This window comes from Paenibacillus prosopidis, from assembly GCF_003337375.1.
GTDB lineage: Bacteria > Bacillota > Bacilli > Paenibacillales > Paenibacillaceae > Pristimantibacillus > Pristimantibacillus prosopidis.
Window position 1 is genome coordinate 1 of record NZ_QPJD01000014.1, and the last position, 15984, is coordinate 15984.

14 protein-coding genes and 1 rRNA gene are annotated in these 15984 nt (G+C 45.6%); 6 read left to right on the forward strand and 9 right to left on the reverse strand.

The genetic code is table 11. The features are described from left to right. The 3 genes from DFP97_RS20770 to gyrA form a co-directional block, all read right to left on the reverse strand. Window positions 1-185 (reverse strand): 16S ribosomal RNA (locus DFP97_RS20770); the annotation flags it as partial. A gap of 330 nt (window positions 186-515) precedes the next feature. Then, the gene (locus tag DFP97_RS20775) at window positions 516-1589 is read right to left on the reverse strand and encodes an HD-GYP domain-containing protein (protein WP_114382114.1); all 1074 of its coding nucleotides are present in this window, start codon (window positions 1587-1589) and stop codon (window positions 516-518) included. 127 nt (window positions 1590-1716) lie between these two features. After that, window positions 1717-4200: a DNA gyrase subunit A gene (gene gyrA / locus DFP97_RS20780; protein ID WP_114382115.1), complete on the reverse strand. Its 2484-nt coding sequence runs from the start codon at window positions 4198-4200 to the stop codon at window positions 1717-1719. A gap of 286 nt (window positions 4201-4486) precedes the next feature. On the opposite strand from gyrA, the gene DFP97_RS20785 reads away from it, so the two are divergent. Next, a complete protein-coding gene (locus DFP97_RS20785; protein WP_114382116.1) occupies window positions 4487-5260 on the forward strand; it encodes a YheC/YheD family protein in 774 nt (257 codons plus the stop codon). A gap of 32 nt (window positions 5261-5292) precedes the next feature. Here the strand turns inward: DFP97_RS20785 and gyrB are convergent, their stop codons facing one another. The 6 genes from gyrB to dnaA form a co-directional block, all read right to left on the reverse strand. After that, window positions 5293-7203, reverse strand: coding sequence for a DNA topoisomerase (ATP-hydrolyzing) subunit B (gene gyrB, locus DFP97_RS20790; RefSeq protein WP_114382117.1), 1911 nt, complete (start codon window positions 7201-7203; stop codon window positions 5293-5295). Between the two features lie 46 nt (window positions 7204-7249). Further along, window positions 7250-7501: an extracellular matrix regulator RemB gene (gene remB, locus DFP97_RS20795; protein ID WP_012772007.1), complete on the reverse strand. Its 252-nt coding sequence runs from the start codon at window positions 7499-7501 to the stop codon at window positions 7250-7252. A gap of 30 nt (window positions 7502-7531) precedes the next feature. Further along, window positions 7532-8641, reverse strand: a complete 1110-nt coding sequence (gene recF, locus DFP97_RS20800; protein ID WP_114382118.1) for a DNA replication/repair protein RecF — start codon at window positions 8639-8641, stop codon at window positions 7532-7534. 27 nt (window positions 8642-8668) lie between these two features. After that, window positions 8669-8884, reverse strand: a complete 216-nt coding sequence (gene yaaA / locus DFP97_RS20805) for a S4 domain-containing protein YaaA (RefSeq protein ID WP_114382119.1) — start codon at window positions 8882-8884, stop codon at window positions 8669-8671. Between the two features lie 36 nt (window positions 8885-8920). Continuing rightward, a complete protein-coding gene (dnaN, locus tag DFP97_RS20810) occupies window positions 8921-10063 on the reverse strand; it encodes a DNA polymerase III subunit beta (protein WP_114382120.1) in 1143 nt (380 codons plus the stop codon). A gap of 229 nt (window positions 10064-10292) precedes the next feature. Then, window positions 10293-11645, reverse strand: a complete 1353-nt coding sequence (gene dnaA / locus DFP97_RS20815) for a chromosomal replication initiator protein DnaA (RefSeq protein WP_114382121.1) — start codon at window positions 11643-11645, stop codon at window positions 10293-10295. 539 nt (window positions 11646-12184) lie between these two features. Here dnaA and rpmH point away from each other — a divergent pair. The 5 genes from rpmH (at window position 12185) to mnmE (ending at window position 15843) form a co-directional block, all read left to right on the forward strand. Continuing rightward, entirely contained in the window at window positions 12185-12319 is a 135-nt protein-coding gene (gene rpmH / locus DFP97_RS20820) for a 50S ribosomal protein L34 (protein ID WP_084134421.1), read from the forward strand. A gap of 127 nt (window positions 12320-12446) precedes the next feature. Beyond that, window positions 12447-12818: a ribonuclease P protein component gene (gene rnpA / locus DFP97_RS20825; RefSeq protein ID WP_114382122.1), complete on the forward strand. Its 372-nt coding sequence runs from the start codon at window positions 12447-12449 to the stop codon at window positions 12816-12818. Window positions 12819-12966: 148 nt separating this feature from the next. Next, the gene (locus DFP97_RS20830) at window positions 12967-13746 is read left to right on the forward strand and encodes a YidC/Oxa1 family membrane protein insertase (protein WP_114382123.1); all 780 of its coding nucleotides are present in this window, start codon (window positions 12967-12969) and stop codon (window positions 13744-13746) included. Then, window positions 13743-14366, forward strand: coding sequence for an RNA-binding cell elongation regulator Jag/EloR (jag, locus tag DFP97_RS20835; protein WP_114382124.1), 624 nt, complete (start codon window positions 13743-13745; stop codon window positions 14364-14366). The genes DFP97_RS20830 and jag overlap by 4 nt, the downstream gene beginning before the upstream one ends. A gap of 97 nt (window positions 14367-14463) precedes the next feature. Continuing rightward, window positions 14464-15843, forward strand: a complete 1380-nt coding sequence (gene mnmE, locus DFP97_RS20840) for a tRNA uridine-5-carboxymethylaminomethyl(34) synthesis GTPase MnmE (protein WP_114382125.1) — start codon at window positions 14464-14466, stop codon at window positions 15841-15843. Window positions 15844-15984: the final 141 nt, after the last annotated feature.

Below are 15984 nucleotides of genomic sequence, written 5' to 3' on the forward strand. Positions count from 1 at the left end.
ACCAAGCTGTGTATCCGGTATTAGCATTCGTTTCCGAATGTTATCCCAGTCTTACGGGCAGGTTACCTACGTGTTACTCACCCGTCCGCCGCTAATCTTATCCCGAAGGATAAGATCCGCTCGACTTGCATGTATTAGGCACGCCGCCAGCGTTCGTCCTGAGCCAGGATCAAACTCTCCAAATTGGTGTTTGATTGCTCAATACTTTTTATCGCTTTTTCCGCTCATCCGTTAGGATTTGCGGGGCAGTTTCACTCGTTGTTCAGTTTTCAAAGAACAATCTTTTCTTTCGCATCAACCGTGTGTGTTTCAGCGGCGACTTAGATAATATATCACGTTCGCCTATATGAATGCAAGTACTTTTTTTATTCTTTTTTTCAAAAACTTATTTTATACGCCATTTAATAAAAAAACAGTGAGATCAATCTAATTTCGCTTTAGGCTCATTACAGCCTCAAAGCGATCCAGATTTACCTCACCGTTTCGTAACACATCAAGTGCAGCAGATTTCACTTTTATTTCAGTACTTCTTTAATGTGAAGATGTCGCTCAACTGTCAGGTTGACGATCGTTCCATTGATCGATACCCAAGGTCTGGTGAGATGAGTACGATCAGTAAAAACAATTTCTCCAATACGTTCATCGCTAAGTCTTACTACGATTCCATTATGGAACTGGGTTGCCTTCTCGACAAAGGTGCTTACATAGGCTGGATCCAGCTTGCCGAAAGCATCGCTCTGAATCTGCTCCAGTACCAAATAAGGAGATGCCGCTTTGCGATACGCCTTGTTCAAGGTCATTGCATGAAATATATCGGCAATAGCTACGATTTTGGCGTAAGGATGTATTTTCGTTGCGTCTATGCCAAGTGGATAGCCTGTTCCATCGACCTTCTCATGATGCTGGAGTGCGGCCATTTTGACCCCATCATTTAAAGCAGCTACATTTTTCAGTAATTGATACCCTAGAACGGTATGACGTTTCATTTCTTCTTTCTCTTCTGCAGATAACGCGTTCGGCTTCGATAAAATGGCCTTGTCGATCCTTACGTTTCCTATATCGTGCAGTAAACCGGCAAATGCAAGCTGCATCCAATCCTTTTGAGGGAAACCTGTCCACTGTGCAATAAGATATGAAGTTAATGCTGATGTGATACCGTTATGAAGCAAATAATCGCGCTCCGTAAACCGACGGGGTATAAACGTCAGTACATTGTAGCTCTTAACATGCTCAAGCAGCTTCTCCAGCTGCTTCCGAATATCCATAACTGGCATGCCTTGTCCTGCAACGAATGAGTTGAATACTTGCCGCAATACCTCAAGCATCTTGTCATATTCCTTATGAAGATCAGAATCGACAACCAGAGGGGCCGTCTCCTGTACCGGCTCTTCGACGGTATCCTCATTCGATTTATTCGATGCGCTGCTTGCTTCAACAATAACGTTTTGAACAAGAAATGCTTGTAAAATTTCTATTTCCTTCGGAGTAATGATCTTACCCTTCTGAAATAATATACCGCCAAGCGGGGTGAGGACATCTTCACCAATTTTATCGCCTAGCTTAAGATGTGATAACGTTACCGCTGCCACGTGTGTCCTCTCCCCTATGCCTGATTTTTTTTAGCTGACGGAGCATTATATAAATACCTTGTTTATATTTCACTGCGAAACGTAAACTGCGCCGCCAAAGGGCGGCGTCAGTTGTTAACGCTTTGTGTTATTCTACTGGTGTTTCGCCGCTGTCTGACTCTTCATTATCTTCCAATGCCTCATTGTCTTCGCTGCGCGCCACCCGAGTGACAGTTGCTACCGTGTCGTCCTCACGTGTATTAATGAGTCTCACGCCTTGCGTATTGCGGCCCATCGTCGATATGCCTTCCATACTAGTACGAATCATCGTACCGGAAGCTGTCATAATCATTAAATCCTCATCATTCTCAACAACCTTGAGGGAAACGATTGGACCGTTCTTATCGGTTACGTTAAGCGTCTTAATACCTTTACCGCCGCGATTTTGAATACGGTAATCAGCCACTGGGGTCCGCTTTCCATATCCTTTCGACGTTACGATAAGAATATCTTTGTCCGGTACGATAACGTCCATATCGATAACCGTGTCATCATCATCAAGCTGAATGCCCTTCACCCCGGTAGCCGAACGTCCCATTGAACGAACATCCTGCTCGGAGTAGCGGATCGACATCCCTTGCGCCGTTCCCATGATGATTTCTTGGTTGCCGTCTGTCAGCTTCACGCCGATTAAATCATCATCCTCGCGCAGCGAGATGGCGATTAATCCGACTTTACGAATGTTGACATAGTCGTCAAGCGGCGTCTTCTTCACAACCCCTTGTCTTGTAGCAAAGAACAAGAAGTGCTCAGAATCGAAATCTTTTACCGGAATAACCGCATTAATCGTCTCACCCTGTTCGATCTGAATCAGGTTAATGATCGGCGTTCCGCGTGCGGTACGGCTAAGATCCGGAATTTCATAGGCCTTGAGCTTATACACCTTACCTTTGTTCGTAAAGAACAATAGATAATGATGCGTATTGGATACAAACAGATGCTCGACAAAATCATCTTCTTTTGTACCCATGCCGACTACGCCTTTACCGCCCCGCTTCTGGCTGCGATAGGTTGTAACTGGCAGACGCTTAATGTAGCCAGAATGTGTAATCGAGATGATGACGTCCTCACGAGGAATCAAATCCTCGTCCAAAATCTCTTCATCACTCGCCATAAGCTCTGTGCGGCGCTCATCGCCGAATCTTTCCTGTACCTCAGCAAGCTCGGTGCTAATAATATCAAGCACAAGCTGCTCATCGGCAAGAATGGCCTTATATTCAGCAATTTTCCGCATAAGCTCTGCGTATTCGGCTTCTATTTTGTCTCGTTCCAGTCCAGTCAGACGCTGCAAACGCATATCCAAAATCGCTTGCGCCTGTTCATGGCTGAGAGAGAATCTTGCGATTAATCCTTCACGCGCCTCATCTGTTGTCTGGGAAGCACGAATTAAAGCAATAACTTCATCCAAATGGTCAAGCGCAATTCGCAGACCTTCCAAAATATGCGCCCGCGCTTCTGCCTTCTTCAGATCGTATTCGGTACGGCGTCGAATAACCTCGATTTGATGCTGCAAATAATGGTAAAGCATGTCACGTAGGTTAAGCGTCTTAGGCTCGCCATTTACGAGTGCCAGCATGTTAATACCAAAGTTTGATTGCAATTGTGTATGCTTGTATAAATTGTTCAGCACGACACTCGGAGTTACGTCCCGTCGCAGTTCTATAACAACACGCATGCCGTTGCGGTCGGATTCGTCACGCAAATCGGTAATGCCCTCAATCTTTTTCTCACGTACAAGCTCGGCGATCTTCTCAACAAGACGTGCTTTAATGACCTGATATGGAAGCTCATGCACAATAATGCGCGCTTTGCCGCCGTTCTCTTCGATTGTCGCACGAGCTCGCATCGTTACCGAGCCACGGCCTGTCAAATAGGCTTGACGAATGCCTTGGCGGCCCATAACAAAACCTGCTGTTGGGAAATCGGGACCTTTTATATAATCCATAAGCTCTAAAGGCGTAATATCCGGGTTGCGAATTAACGCTTGGACACCATCAATTACTTCGTTAAGGTTATGCGGCGGAATATTTGTTGCCATACCGACGGCAATACCTGTAACACCGTTTACGAGCAGGTTAGGATACCGTGCCGGCAACACAACAGGCTCTGACTCTTCGCCATCGTAGTTCGGCGCGAAATCTATCGTTTCTTTGTTGATATCACGCAGTAATTCCATTGCAATTTTCGAAAGACGCGCTTCCGTATACCGCATGGCTGCTGCAAAGTCTCCATCGACCGAACCGAAGTTCCCATGTCCATCAACGAGCATATAACGCATGGAGAAATCTTGTGCCATCCTAACCATCGATTCATATACAGCCGAATCACCGTGGGGATGGTACTTACCGATTACCTCTCCTACGATTCTCGCCGATTTCTTATGCGGCTTGTCCGGTGACATGCCAAGCTCCGACATCGCAAATAAAATACGCCGATGCACCGGCTTCAAACCGTCCCTAACATCGGGTAGAGCACGGCTTACAATGATACTCATTGCGTATTCCATAAATGAATCTCGCATCTCTGTACCAATATCCCGATCTCTTATAGATATACGTTGTTCATCCGCCATGTTTTACCTCCTTGAAGCCATCTATCGCTACTCTTAATCAGTATAACCATTATATTACTTTCACAAAAAACAGGCATATAAACCTTCTCTGCTCATGCTTTTGCAATTCTCGTGAATATCTCATCATGAATCACCAAAAATAGGTGAATCACCGCTCTCCATACACGAAAAAATGCCATAAAATAAACAGACCCAACTTTCATTATACCACTCAATCCCAAGTCTGTCTCCTGCATCATTTGAAACCATTATAGTCTAAACAACGACTGCGAGAGGAGAAACAACGTTGAGCATTCAACGCGTTAGTAGCAAGTGGGCGAAAACGAATGTCATATTAGAATCGGATAATTTGCGCCAACATATGCCTAAAACGAAGCTGTTCAGCCGCAGTAGCATTAAATCGATGCTGAATGAATACGGGATGGTCTATGTGAAGCCTATTAGCGGCACAGCCGGCAATGGTGTTATTCGTGTGGAACGGACAACTGTTCCTTCACTCGGATACCGCTATCAACTAGAAAAGTCAATCCGGTTCTATTCGACCTTTGAGAAGCTCTACCAAAAGCTTGTTCGTCAAATAAAGAAACGGCGCTACCTCGTCCAGAAAGGGATTCATCTGCTTCGCCATCAGAAACGCCGCTTCGATATACGCGTGATGGTTCAAAAAAACTTAAGCAATGAATGGGAAGTTACCGGCATTATCGGGAGACTGGCCCACCCTGAAAAAATCGTTACGAATTACCATAGCGGAGGGACACCGATGGCCGTCGAACGGCTCATGACCGATCATGTATCCTCTTCTGATCTCGCCGTATTCAAAAACAAGTTAAGGAAGCTTAGCATTTCGATAGCTCTTCAATTGCAAACCGCTTATCCGAACCTCAAGGAACTCGGCGTTGATATTGCGATAGATACGAAGCTTCATCCGTGGATTCTTGAAGTAAACACATCCCCTGATCCATTCATCTTCCGCAAGCTTTCTGACCAAAGCGTTTTCCAAAAAATCTATCGATATGCCAGAGCATACGGCAGGTACAAAAAAAGAAGCAGCCGTCCATAATGGACGGCTGTTTAACGTTATCGAGCATGCCTTTAAAAATCCAGGTTCGTTACATATCTCGCATACTTTTGAATGAAATCACGGCGCGGTTCAACATTATCGCCCATTAGCGTATCAAACACGACATCCGCTTCAATCGCATCCTCAATCGTTACCTGCAGCATCGTACGGCTTTCAGGATCCATAGTCGTTTCCCACAGCTGAGTAGCGTTCATCTCGCCCAATCCTTTATAACGTTGGACGTTTACCTTCACGCCCTCGCCAAACTCAGCAATAATTCTATCGCGTTCCTTCTCTGTTTGCGCGTAGCGAATAACCTTATTACGTTCAATTTTGAAGAGCGGCGGCTGTGCAATGTAAATATATCCCGCATCAATAATTTGGCGCATGTAGCGGTAGAAGAAAGTGAGCATCAACGTACGAATATGTGCGCCGTCGACGTCAGCATCCGTCATAATAATGATTTTATGGTAGCGTGCTTTGGACAAATCGAAATCATCGCTAATACCGGTACCAAGCGCCGTAATAATCGCCCGGATTTCCGCATTGCCCAAAATTCGGTCTAACCTTGCTTTCTCTACGTTTAAAATTTTACCGCGCAGCGGCAAAATGGCCTGGAAGTGACGGTCGCGCCCTTGCTTTGCAGAGCCGCCGGCCGAGTCACCCTCAACGATATACAGCTCACTGATGGATGCATCTTTGGACGAGCAGTCGGCAAGCTTACCCGGTAAAGAACCGACCTCGAGAGCACTTTTACGGCGGGTCAGCTCACGCGCTTTGCGGGCTGCTTCGCGGGCTCTTGCTGCTTGTAAGCCTTTCTCTACGATTTTCCGGGACACCGATGGGTTCTCATCCAGAAATTCGGTTAGTTTCTCAGCAAAAAATGACTCAACAATCCCCCGTACTTCACTGTTGCCGAGCTTAGTCTTCGTCTGACCTTCGAATTGCGGCTCTGGTATTTTCACGGAAATAATCGCCGTCAATCCTTCGCGCACATCGTCACCAGAGAAGTTCGAATCGTTATCCTTAATCAAGTTCATCTTACGGGCATAATCGTTAATGATACGCGTCAGTGCGCTCTTGAAGCCTGATTCGTGCGTACCGCCTTCATGCGTATTAATGTTGTTGGCAAACGAGTAAATGTTTTCACTGTAGCTGTCATTGTATTGCAGAGCGACCTCTACATGGATATGATCCTTAGCTCCCTCTACATAAATCGGCATTTCATGAAGCGCTTCGCGGTTACGATTCAAATATTTAACGAATTCGTTAATCCCGCCCTCATATTTGAACGAATTGGACACACCGGTCCGCTCGTCGGAGAGCACAATTTCAATGCCTTTATTTAAAAACGCCAGCTCGCGGATACGCGATTGCAGCGTCTCATAATCGTAAACAGTCGTTTCCGTAAAAATTTCAGGATCTGGCGTAAACGTAACCTGCGTTCCCGTCTCATCCGTGTCGCCGATAACTTTGATATCATATTGCGGAGCGCCTTTACGGTATTCTTGCTGAAAAATATGGCCTTCGCGCTTAACCTGGACAATGACGAGCTCGGACAGCGCGTTCACGACCGATACGCCAACTCCGTGCAAGCCGCCGGATACTTTATAGCCCTCGCCGCCGAACTTGCCTCCCGCATGCAATACAGTCATAACGACTTCTAACGTGGATTTTTTCAGTTTCGCATTCTCGCCTACCGGAATACCGCGTCCGTTATCGATAACGGTAACGCTGTTATTCTCATGGACGATAACTTGGATTTTCGAGCAATAACCGGCCAAAGCCTCGTCAATACTGTTATCGACTACCTCCCAAACGAGATGGTGAAGACCTTTGCCACTAGTGGAGCCAATATACATCCCCGGACGTTTGCGTACCGCTTCTAATCCTTCCAGGACCTGTATCTGACTCTCGTCATACGTATGCTGTTCCAAAGACATGCAAGTTCACTGCTCCTCTCAACTGCTCTTCCTGATCGCCTTCACTCTATCCATTCGCCGCAAAATGATGTGCTCGTTTCTTTAACGTAGAGGATGATATTGGCGAATAATATATTTTTTGCTTCGTCACAACGATTGATTTAGGCTCTTCCTCGCCTATCGTTTCGACGTCCTTACGCTTGCGTGCCCCAGCAACGAATTGCTTGGATAGTTTAGAGGATTGCTCGATTGAAATATCAAAAATGGCCACCAGCTCCGCAGCCCGAATAATTTTCTCGCCGCCCAAATGGATGTACATGTCCTCCGCTTCACCTCTCCTATTCGCACCTTAACGTGTCACCCGGCCGTCTTGCACATGGTAGATACCGGCATCCTGAAGCTTGCCCACGTTCACGCTTTCAAGGCCGGTTGTTGTAATAAATGTTTGTACTTTGCTTTGAAATGTCTCAATTAGCTGCGTTTGACGATTCTGGTCGAGTTCCGACAGCACATCGTCAAGCAGCAAAAGCGGATATTCTCCGATTTCTTCGTTAATGAGCTCTATTTCTGCTAATTTTAAAGATAAGGCCGTCGTTCGCTGCTGTCCCTGTGAGCCGAATATTTGCGCTTCCTTGCCGTTAATAAAAAACGCCAAATCGTCGCGATGAGGTCCCACGAGTGTTATGCCTCTGCGAATCTCCTGATCTTTCACCTGTGTTAACTTTATCATAAATTGATTAAATAAAACAGATTCATCTTGCTGAGCGTCCGTATCGAACGAAGGACGGTACTCAATAGTCAGCTTCTCGGCGCCGTTCGTTATACCCGCATGAATTTGTTCCGCATACGTTTGTAATTTATGAATAAAGTGTTGCCTTTTTTTCATAATTTTAACACCATGCTCGGCTAGCTGCATATTCCACACATCTAACATTGTTTGATTCGCCCCGCCAGGACTAGCAGCCTTTAAGAAGTTATTCCGCTGCTGAAGCACTTTGCCGTACTGCTGCAGAGTATACAAATAGCCGGGCTGCACTTGTCCGATTTCCATATCGAGAAATCGTCTTCGTACGCCCGGCGTTCCTTTTACAATTTCGAGATCTTCCGGCGCGAACATCACGACATTGACGGATCCGATAAAATCGCTTAGTTTGCGCTGCTCGAGTCCGTTAATCCTGGCTTTCTTGCCTTGAGCGGAAAAATGTAAATCGAGCTTGATCGATCCGTATTTCTTATCAACCTCGCCTGCAATACGAGCCGACTCGTTCTGCCAGCCAATCAGCTCTTTATCCTTCGATGTACGATGCGATTTAGAAAGCGCAAGCACGAATATCGCTTCCAGCAAATTCGTTTTTCCTTGGGCATTCGGACCTAGAAATACGTTTACTTTATTGGGCGTTTGCAGCTGAAGCTCACTGTAATTACGATAATTTTGAAGCTGTATGCTCGTTAGAAACACGTTTTGACCTCCCGGTCTGTTTGTGCGTTACGCTTTACCAACCGTAAAGACGCCGCAGCCCTCAACTTCTACTTTATCGCCGGAATAAAGCTTCCTGCCTCTGCGATTATCCGGTTCTCCGTTAATGAGTACCTTACTTTCCTGGAGAAAAAATTTAGCATGCCCCCCAGTGGAAATGCAGTCGGACAGCTTCAAAAACTGACCGAGCGTTATATATTCCGTTTGAATGGCGATTTCCTTCATCGGAACGTCTCATTCCTTTCTTCGCTTAAGTTCTGTTTAGCCGGTAGTCCGGTAAGGCAGGATGACATACATGCTGTACGCATGATCCATCGGACGAATAATAATCGGGCTCATAGCGCCTGTAAAGCCGATAAACAATTGCTCGCTGTCGATTACTTTAAGCACATCAAGCATGTATTTCGAGTTAAATGCGATGCGAAGCGGTTCACCGTTAAATTCCTGTGCTTCAAGCTGCTCGGTAACGCGGCCAAGCTCGGTTGAGCTCGATGATATTTCAATAGATCCGTCTTCCAGCGTCATGAGGCGGACGATGTTCGTTTTTTCTTCGCGCGACATCAAATAAGCACGGTCTATTGCGTCCATCACATTTTTTGTATCAAGAACAAGTTCTGTTTTGAACGTCTGCGGAATAATTTTAGAAGTATCGGGATAAGTCCCGTCCAGTATACGCGTGTAGAACAGAACATTTCCGAGCTTAAACAGGACTTGATTGTCCGCAACTACGATATCCACAAGCGAATTATTCTCAGGCACAAGCTTAGACAACTCGATAAGCGTCTTCGCTGATATGACGACGTTGCTAAATTTATATTGAGCGTCGGTATCTACTTGCGAAGTACGGCTGGCAAGACGATGACGGTCTGTTGCTACAAACTTGAGCTCGCCCTCGAGCAAATTCCATAGCACACCTGTTAAAATCGGCGTTTGTTCGCTAACCGAAGCTGCTAGCACGGTTTGCCTGATCATCGCTTTTAATAAATCGCCGGGCATTTGCAGCACTTCGTTTTGTTCAATAGAAGGGAGCACAGGGAATTCTTCCGGATCGAGGCCGACCATTTGAATTTCAGTGGAACCGGATCGGATGATCGTTTGATACGAGCTGCTTACTTCTATAACAACTTGATCAGATGGAAGCTTTTTTACGATTTCGACAAAAAATTTAGCGGGCAGCACGACGCTTCCCGGTTTATCCACATGTGCAATAACGAATTGGTCGCGTTCGACAGGAATGAAGCTTTGAATCGATATATCGGTATCGCTTGCTGTAAGTGTAACGCCTAAATGGGTTACTTCGATCTTGATACCTCCGAGAATCGGTATGGCTGGTCTGGATGAAGCTGCTTTCGCTACTTGTTGAATGGCATCGTTTAATTCATTTTTTGAGATCGATAATTTCATGGTTTCACTCCTAGCGTTCATATAGGTTCATCCACATAGCTGATCATGCAGAATGATGTTTGGCCTTTTAAAAAAGGCGTCAGCCGTTTTCACTTATTTGATGATGTTTTTTAATAATTTTTAGTAGTCGTAGTAGTAGGGGCACTGAATATGTGGATAACCCAGTGGAATACCGATAAAGCAAGCCTATCCACATGTGCATAGCGTGTGTATAGGCTTGCTTAGTTGTTCACATATGATTTTTGATCTTTTCAGTCAGGTTTTGAATGATTTTGTACAGGTCCTGATCAATCTTGAGCTGCTGCGTAATTTTCTCATGTGCATGGATGACCGTTGTATGATCGCGCCCGCCGAAAGCTTCGCCGATTTTCGGAAGAGAGAAGTCGGTTAGCTCACGGGATAAGTACATCGCTATTTGTCTCGGATAAGCGACAGCCTTCGTGCGTTTTCTTGCTTTGAATTCCTCTAACCGCAGCCCATAGAACTCACCGACCTTGGCTTGAATATCCTGCATCGTAATCATTCTCGGCCGGCTGGAAGGGATAATATCTTTAAGCGCTTCGGCAGCCAAATGTGACGTAATGTCGGCATTTATTAAGGAGGAATAGGCGACTACTCTTATAAGTGCACCTTCTAATTCTCGAATGTTCGTATCGATTTGGTTAGCGATATAGATCATCGCTTCGTTCGGAATATCAAGGTTTTCTGCTCTCGCCTTCTTACGTAGGATCGCAATTCGCGTCTCCAGGTCCGGAGGCTGGATATCGGTAATGAGTCCCCATTCAAAGCGAGACCGCAGCCGTTCTTCGAGCGTTGGAATTTCTTTAGGAGGCCGGTCACTCGAGATGACAATTTGCTTCCTTTCCTCGTGCAGCGCGTTAAAGGTATGGAAAAACTCTTCCTGCGTCTGCTCCTTGCCGGCAAGAAATTGAATATCATCTATAAGAAGGACGTCAATATTACGATATTTCGTTCGGAAGCTTTCGCCGCGGTTGTCGCGGATTGCGTTAATGAATTCGTTAGTAAACTTCTCGGATGAAATATAAAGAACCTTCGTATTCGGGTTGTGATCCATGATGTAATGGCCGATCGCGTGCATTAAGTGCGTTTTTCCAAGCCCTACGCCACCATATAAAAACAGTGGATTATAAGCTTTGGCCGGCGCTTCAGCGACAGCGAGCGATGCCGCATGCGCAAAGCGGTTGTTTGCCCCGATAACGAATGTATCAAACGTATACTTCGGGTTAAGCATATGAGTATGCGTTTCTTCATTGGCGGCCGGTGAGTGAATCACTTTTGGCGGAAACATAATTGCCGGCTCCGCGCTTTTATGTTCTTCAATTGAGAAGCGAACGTCGACCTGTCTGCCTAAAAACTCGAACAGTGTCGTACGAATCAGCTTCGTATAGCGGCCCTCCAGCCATTCAGCCGCAAATGTTGTCGGCGCGGTTACTTCAAGCATGGAATCATCGACAAAAGAAGCCTTCGTCGCTTTGAACCAGGTGTCAAAGCTCGGTTTGCTCAATTTAGTCTGGATGATCGACAACACTTGCTGCCATAAATCATAGGTATGGCTGTCCACAGACTGTCACTCCTTATCCAAATCGCCACTAAGGGCGCAGTTACGCTGAATATTGTCGAAAACCAGGGTATTATAACGAAAGCATCCACATTATGACGCAGAATAAGCGAATGAGTTATAAATAGGGGATGAGTTTGTTCACAATGTTATCCACAGGCTGTTGATAAAACTGAGGCGATAACGATGTAATCCACAATGAAAACATAATTATCATAGCAAAAGACGCCTTATATTTCAACGAATTCGCATAATTTATCCACATTCTCAACTGCTTGTGCATAAAAGTTATCTACACCACTACATATTGTTTATATCTTGTTAAGATTTCGACAAAGTTCGTTAGTTGCTCTACTAAATTGTGCACATGTTATTAGTTTTTTAAAAACGGGACTGTTTCATGCGTTTATCCACAGCTCTGGTGAGAGAACATTTACCAACAAGCGGCCCTGGCAGCCAGCCATTGACTTTTGATGACAGGCGTGGTTTAATGTAAAAAGCGTTTTTTAATTGGAAACACGCAGTATAGGAGGTGCAGAACGATGAGACCTACATTTAAACCGAATGTAAGCAAACGCGCGAAAGTGCATGGATTCCGCAAACGGATGAGCACAAAGAATGGACGTAAAGTTTTGGCAGCGCGTCGTCAAAGAGGAAGAAAAGTACTGAGCGCATAAGCAGAAGACCACGTCCGGTGGTCTTTTTTTTTTGCTCAAACAGATAAAGGGTAAAGACGCAGGCTGCTTAGCTGCGTAATTATTGGCGATACTAGATAGATGAATAAGAGAACGGTGGCCATCAGTCGTGCATAGAAAATTGCGTCTTCGTAACCGTGAGGATTTTAGCCGAATATACCGGGGCGGCAAATCGTTTGCGAACGGTCAATTCGTCGTCTATTGGTCGAAGCAGCCAACCGCGGATCCGTTCCGCCTTGGTGTATCTGCAAGCAAAAAAATAGGAAATGCGGTTGTGCGCAATCGCATGCGAAGAATGATTAAGGAAATCGTTCGCCATCAGGCGAATCGGATTGCTCCCAAAACCGACTTCATACTTATCGTAAGAAAGCCTGCAACGAAGATGAAGATGAAGGAGATGGAGAAGAGCGTTCTTCATGTGCTGAAGAAAGCCGGTTTGCTGAAGAACATTAGTCATTCAAACGAAAAGCAAGCAGATTAAGCTATTCTGCATGCTTTATTCGTGTGCTTGAATTAGGGTAAACGTCGGATTAAAGAAAGCGGATGCAGGGACAGGCTCGTTGTTTCTTTGTCCCATAAATTATGGTATAGTCTAGATTGAATGCAATGGCTCTCAGAGAGGAGTTTTAATGTTGTTTCGGATTACAAAAAAGAAATGGCTTTTAGTGCTTGGTCTTGTTCTGTTGATAGGTTTGCTTGCGGGCTGTGCCGCTCCTACAAACCAGACGACAGAAACCGCTGATTTATTGAAGGGTAATTTCTGGGAGAAAAATGTCGTCTACTATTTTGCAATTACGCTCGATACGTTTGCCAATTGGTTTGGTAACTCGTACGGACTTGCTATATTGCTTTTGACGATCATCGTAAGAACGTTAATTTTACCATTAACGCTGAAGCAGTACCGCAGCTCGAAGGCAATGCAGGCGCTGCAGCCGCAAATGGCTGAAATCAAGAAGAAGTACAAGGATAATCCGCAGAAGCAGCAAGAGGAAACAATGAAGCTGTTTCAAACGCATCAAGTAAATCCGATGGCGGGATGTTTGCCGCTTGTTGTTCAAATGCCGATTTTTATCGCGCTCTACAATTCGATTTACATGAACCCGGATATCCGAGAGCATACGTTCCTGTGGCTTCAGCTCGGTGAGAAGGATCCGTATTATATTCTTCCAATCCTTGCAGCAGCAACGACATTTATTCAATCGAAAATGATGCAGAAGCAACAAACGCAAACGATGCCTGGTATGGGTATGATGCTGGCGATATTCCCGGTGCTTATTTTTGTCATGGCAATTTCTTTCCCTGCAGCGCTTCCGCTGTATTGGGTATACAGCAACATCTACACGATTGTTCAAAACTACTTCCTGTACGTTCGTTCATCTGACAAGGGTAAGGAGGCCCCTGCGAAATGAAGAAAATCGTTGCATCAGGGAAGACGGTAGACGATGCTGTACGTAATGGATTAACACAATTGCAAGTTACTGTAGATCGCGTTAGAACGGTTGTGCTGGAGCAGCCCTCCAAAGGTTTTTTTGGACTGTTTGGCGCAAAGGAAGCGAAAGTCGAGCTTGAGCTTATTCCCGATCCAATCATGGAGGCGGAGCAATTTCTCCGTGAAGTGGCTGGTACAATGGGGCTGCAAGTGAACATCGATCGAAAGCAAACGAGGGAAGGAATCCATTTGGCCGTTTCGGGGAGCGGAGACCTTGGTATGCTGATTGGACGTCGCGGACAAACGCTGGATGCACTACAGTACTTAGTCAACATTGTGGCAAATCGTTACTCAGACAGTCATTTGCGAATCGTGCTTGATGCAGAAGATTTTCGGGAGCGCCGCCGCAAGACGTTAGAAGATTTATCAGAACGTTTGGCGGGCCGGGTCATTCGCACCAGGAAAGAGGTTGTCCTGGAGCCGATGTCGCCGCATGAGCGCAAAGTCATTCATTCGCAGTTGCAGAACCACCCTAAAGTGAAGACGTTCAGTAAAGGCGACGAGCCGAACAGGCGTGTCGTCATTGCGCTTAAGCAATAAGCTCTTGCGCAATAATATATATGAATCGACATGCTATACGCAGCAATGGCTCTTAATGGTCATTGCTGTTTTTCCATTTGAGAGGTGCTGACAGCCAATGGTACACGATACGATTGCAGCCATTTCGACAGCAGTCGGAGAAGGCGGAATAGCGATTATACGAGTTAGCGGACCTGATGCGATTGAAGGGATCGCCCGTATTTTTCGTTCGAAAATAAATTTGAAGGATGCGGATACGCACACTATCCATTATGGCCATATCGTTGATCCTTCAACTGGTGAACAGGTGGAAGAGGTGCTTGTTACGCTGATGCGCGGGCCGCGCTCCTTCACCGCTGAAGATGTCGTTGAGATAAATGCGCATGGCGGCGTGATTGCCGTGAAGAAGGTTCTTGATGTTGTATTGCAGCTTGACGGATATCGAACGGCTGAGCCAGGCGAATTTACGAAGCGTGCTTTCCTTAATGGCCGAATTGATCTTATGCAAGCAGAAGCGGTTATTGATTTGATTCGGTCAAAATCTGACAGGGCTTTCTCTGTAGCCCGTAAGCAGGCGGAGGGTGTTTTGTCGAAAAGGATCAAAGTGCTTAGACAAACAGTCATTGAACTGCTTGCTCATATAGAAGTAAATATTGATTATCCTGAGCATGACGTAGAGGAAATGACGAGCGCTTATATTCGTGACCAATGCGGCTTAGCCATTTATGAAATAGAGCGTTTGCTAAAAACGGCGAATGAAGGCAAAATACTACGAGAGGGCATTGTGACAGCAATTGTCGGAAGGCCTAATGTAGGTAAGTCTTCGCTGATGAACGTGCTTACGCAAGAAAATAAAGCGATCGTTACCGATATACCGGGAACGACGCGTGACGTTATTGAACAGTTCGTGGCTTTAAACGGAATTCCGCTTCGATTGCTCGATACCGCTGGGATTCGGGAAACGAGCGATGTAGTTGAGCGAATCGGCGTGGAACGTTCGCGGAATGCGCTTGAAGAAGCGGATCTCATCTTATTCGTGCTTAACAATAATGAACCGCTGCAAGTAGAGGACAGGGAGCTGCTCGAGCAGTTGAAGGACAGACCCGTTATTGTTATCGTAAATAAGACTGACTTGCCGCGTCAATTAGAAATAGAAGTGGTGGAGGAAGCTTTTCCTCCACAATCGATAGTACGAATGTCGGTGGTTGAGGAAGAAGGGCTTGATCGGTTAGAACGGACAATAAGCGAAATGTTTTTTGAGGGGCAGCTTGAATCGGGCGATTTGACATATGTAAGCAATGTTCGGCATATTTCTTTGCTGAAAAGGGCAAAGCAGTCACTTGAAGATGCTATTGAAGCATCGAATATGGGGATACCTATTGATGTCATTCAAATCGATGCCCGTACAGCTTGGGAATCGCTTGGTGAAATACTCGGTGACGAAGCAGGCGATTCGTTGATTGACCAAATTTTTTCTCAATTTTGTTTAGGGAAATAAATCTATGATAATTTGGTTTGCTGCGCAAATCCTAGCATATGCTGTCGAAGTAAGTTGCTGTACAAATCTTAGTAAATGCTGTCGAATTAGGATTGCTTGCGAGCCCTAGCTAATGTTTGAAGTTGAAGTTTGCTGCGCAAA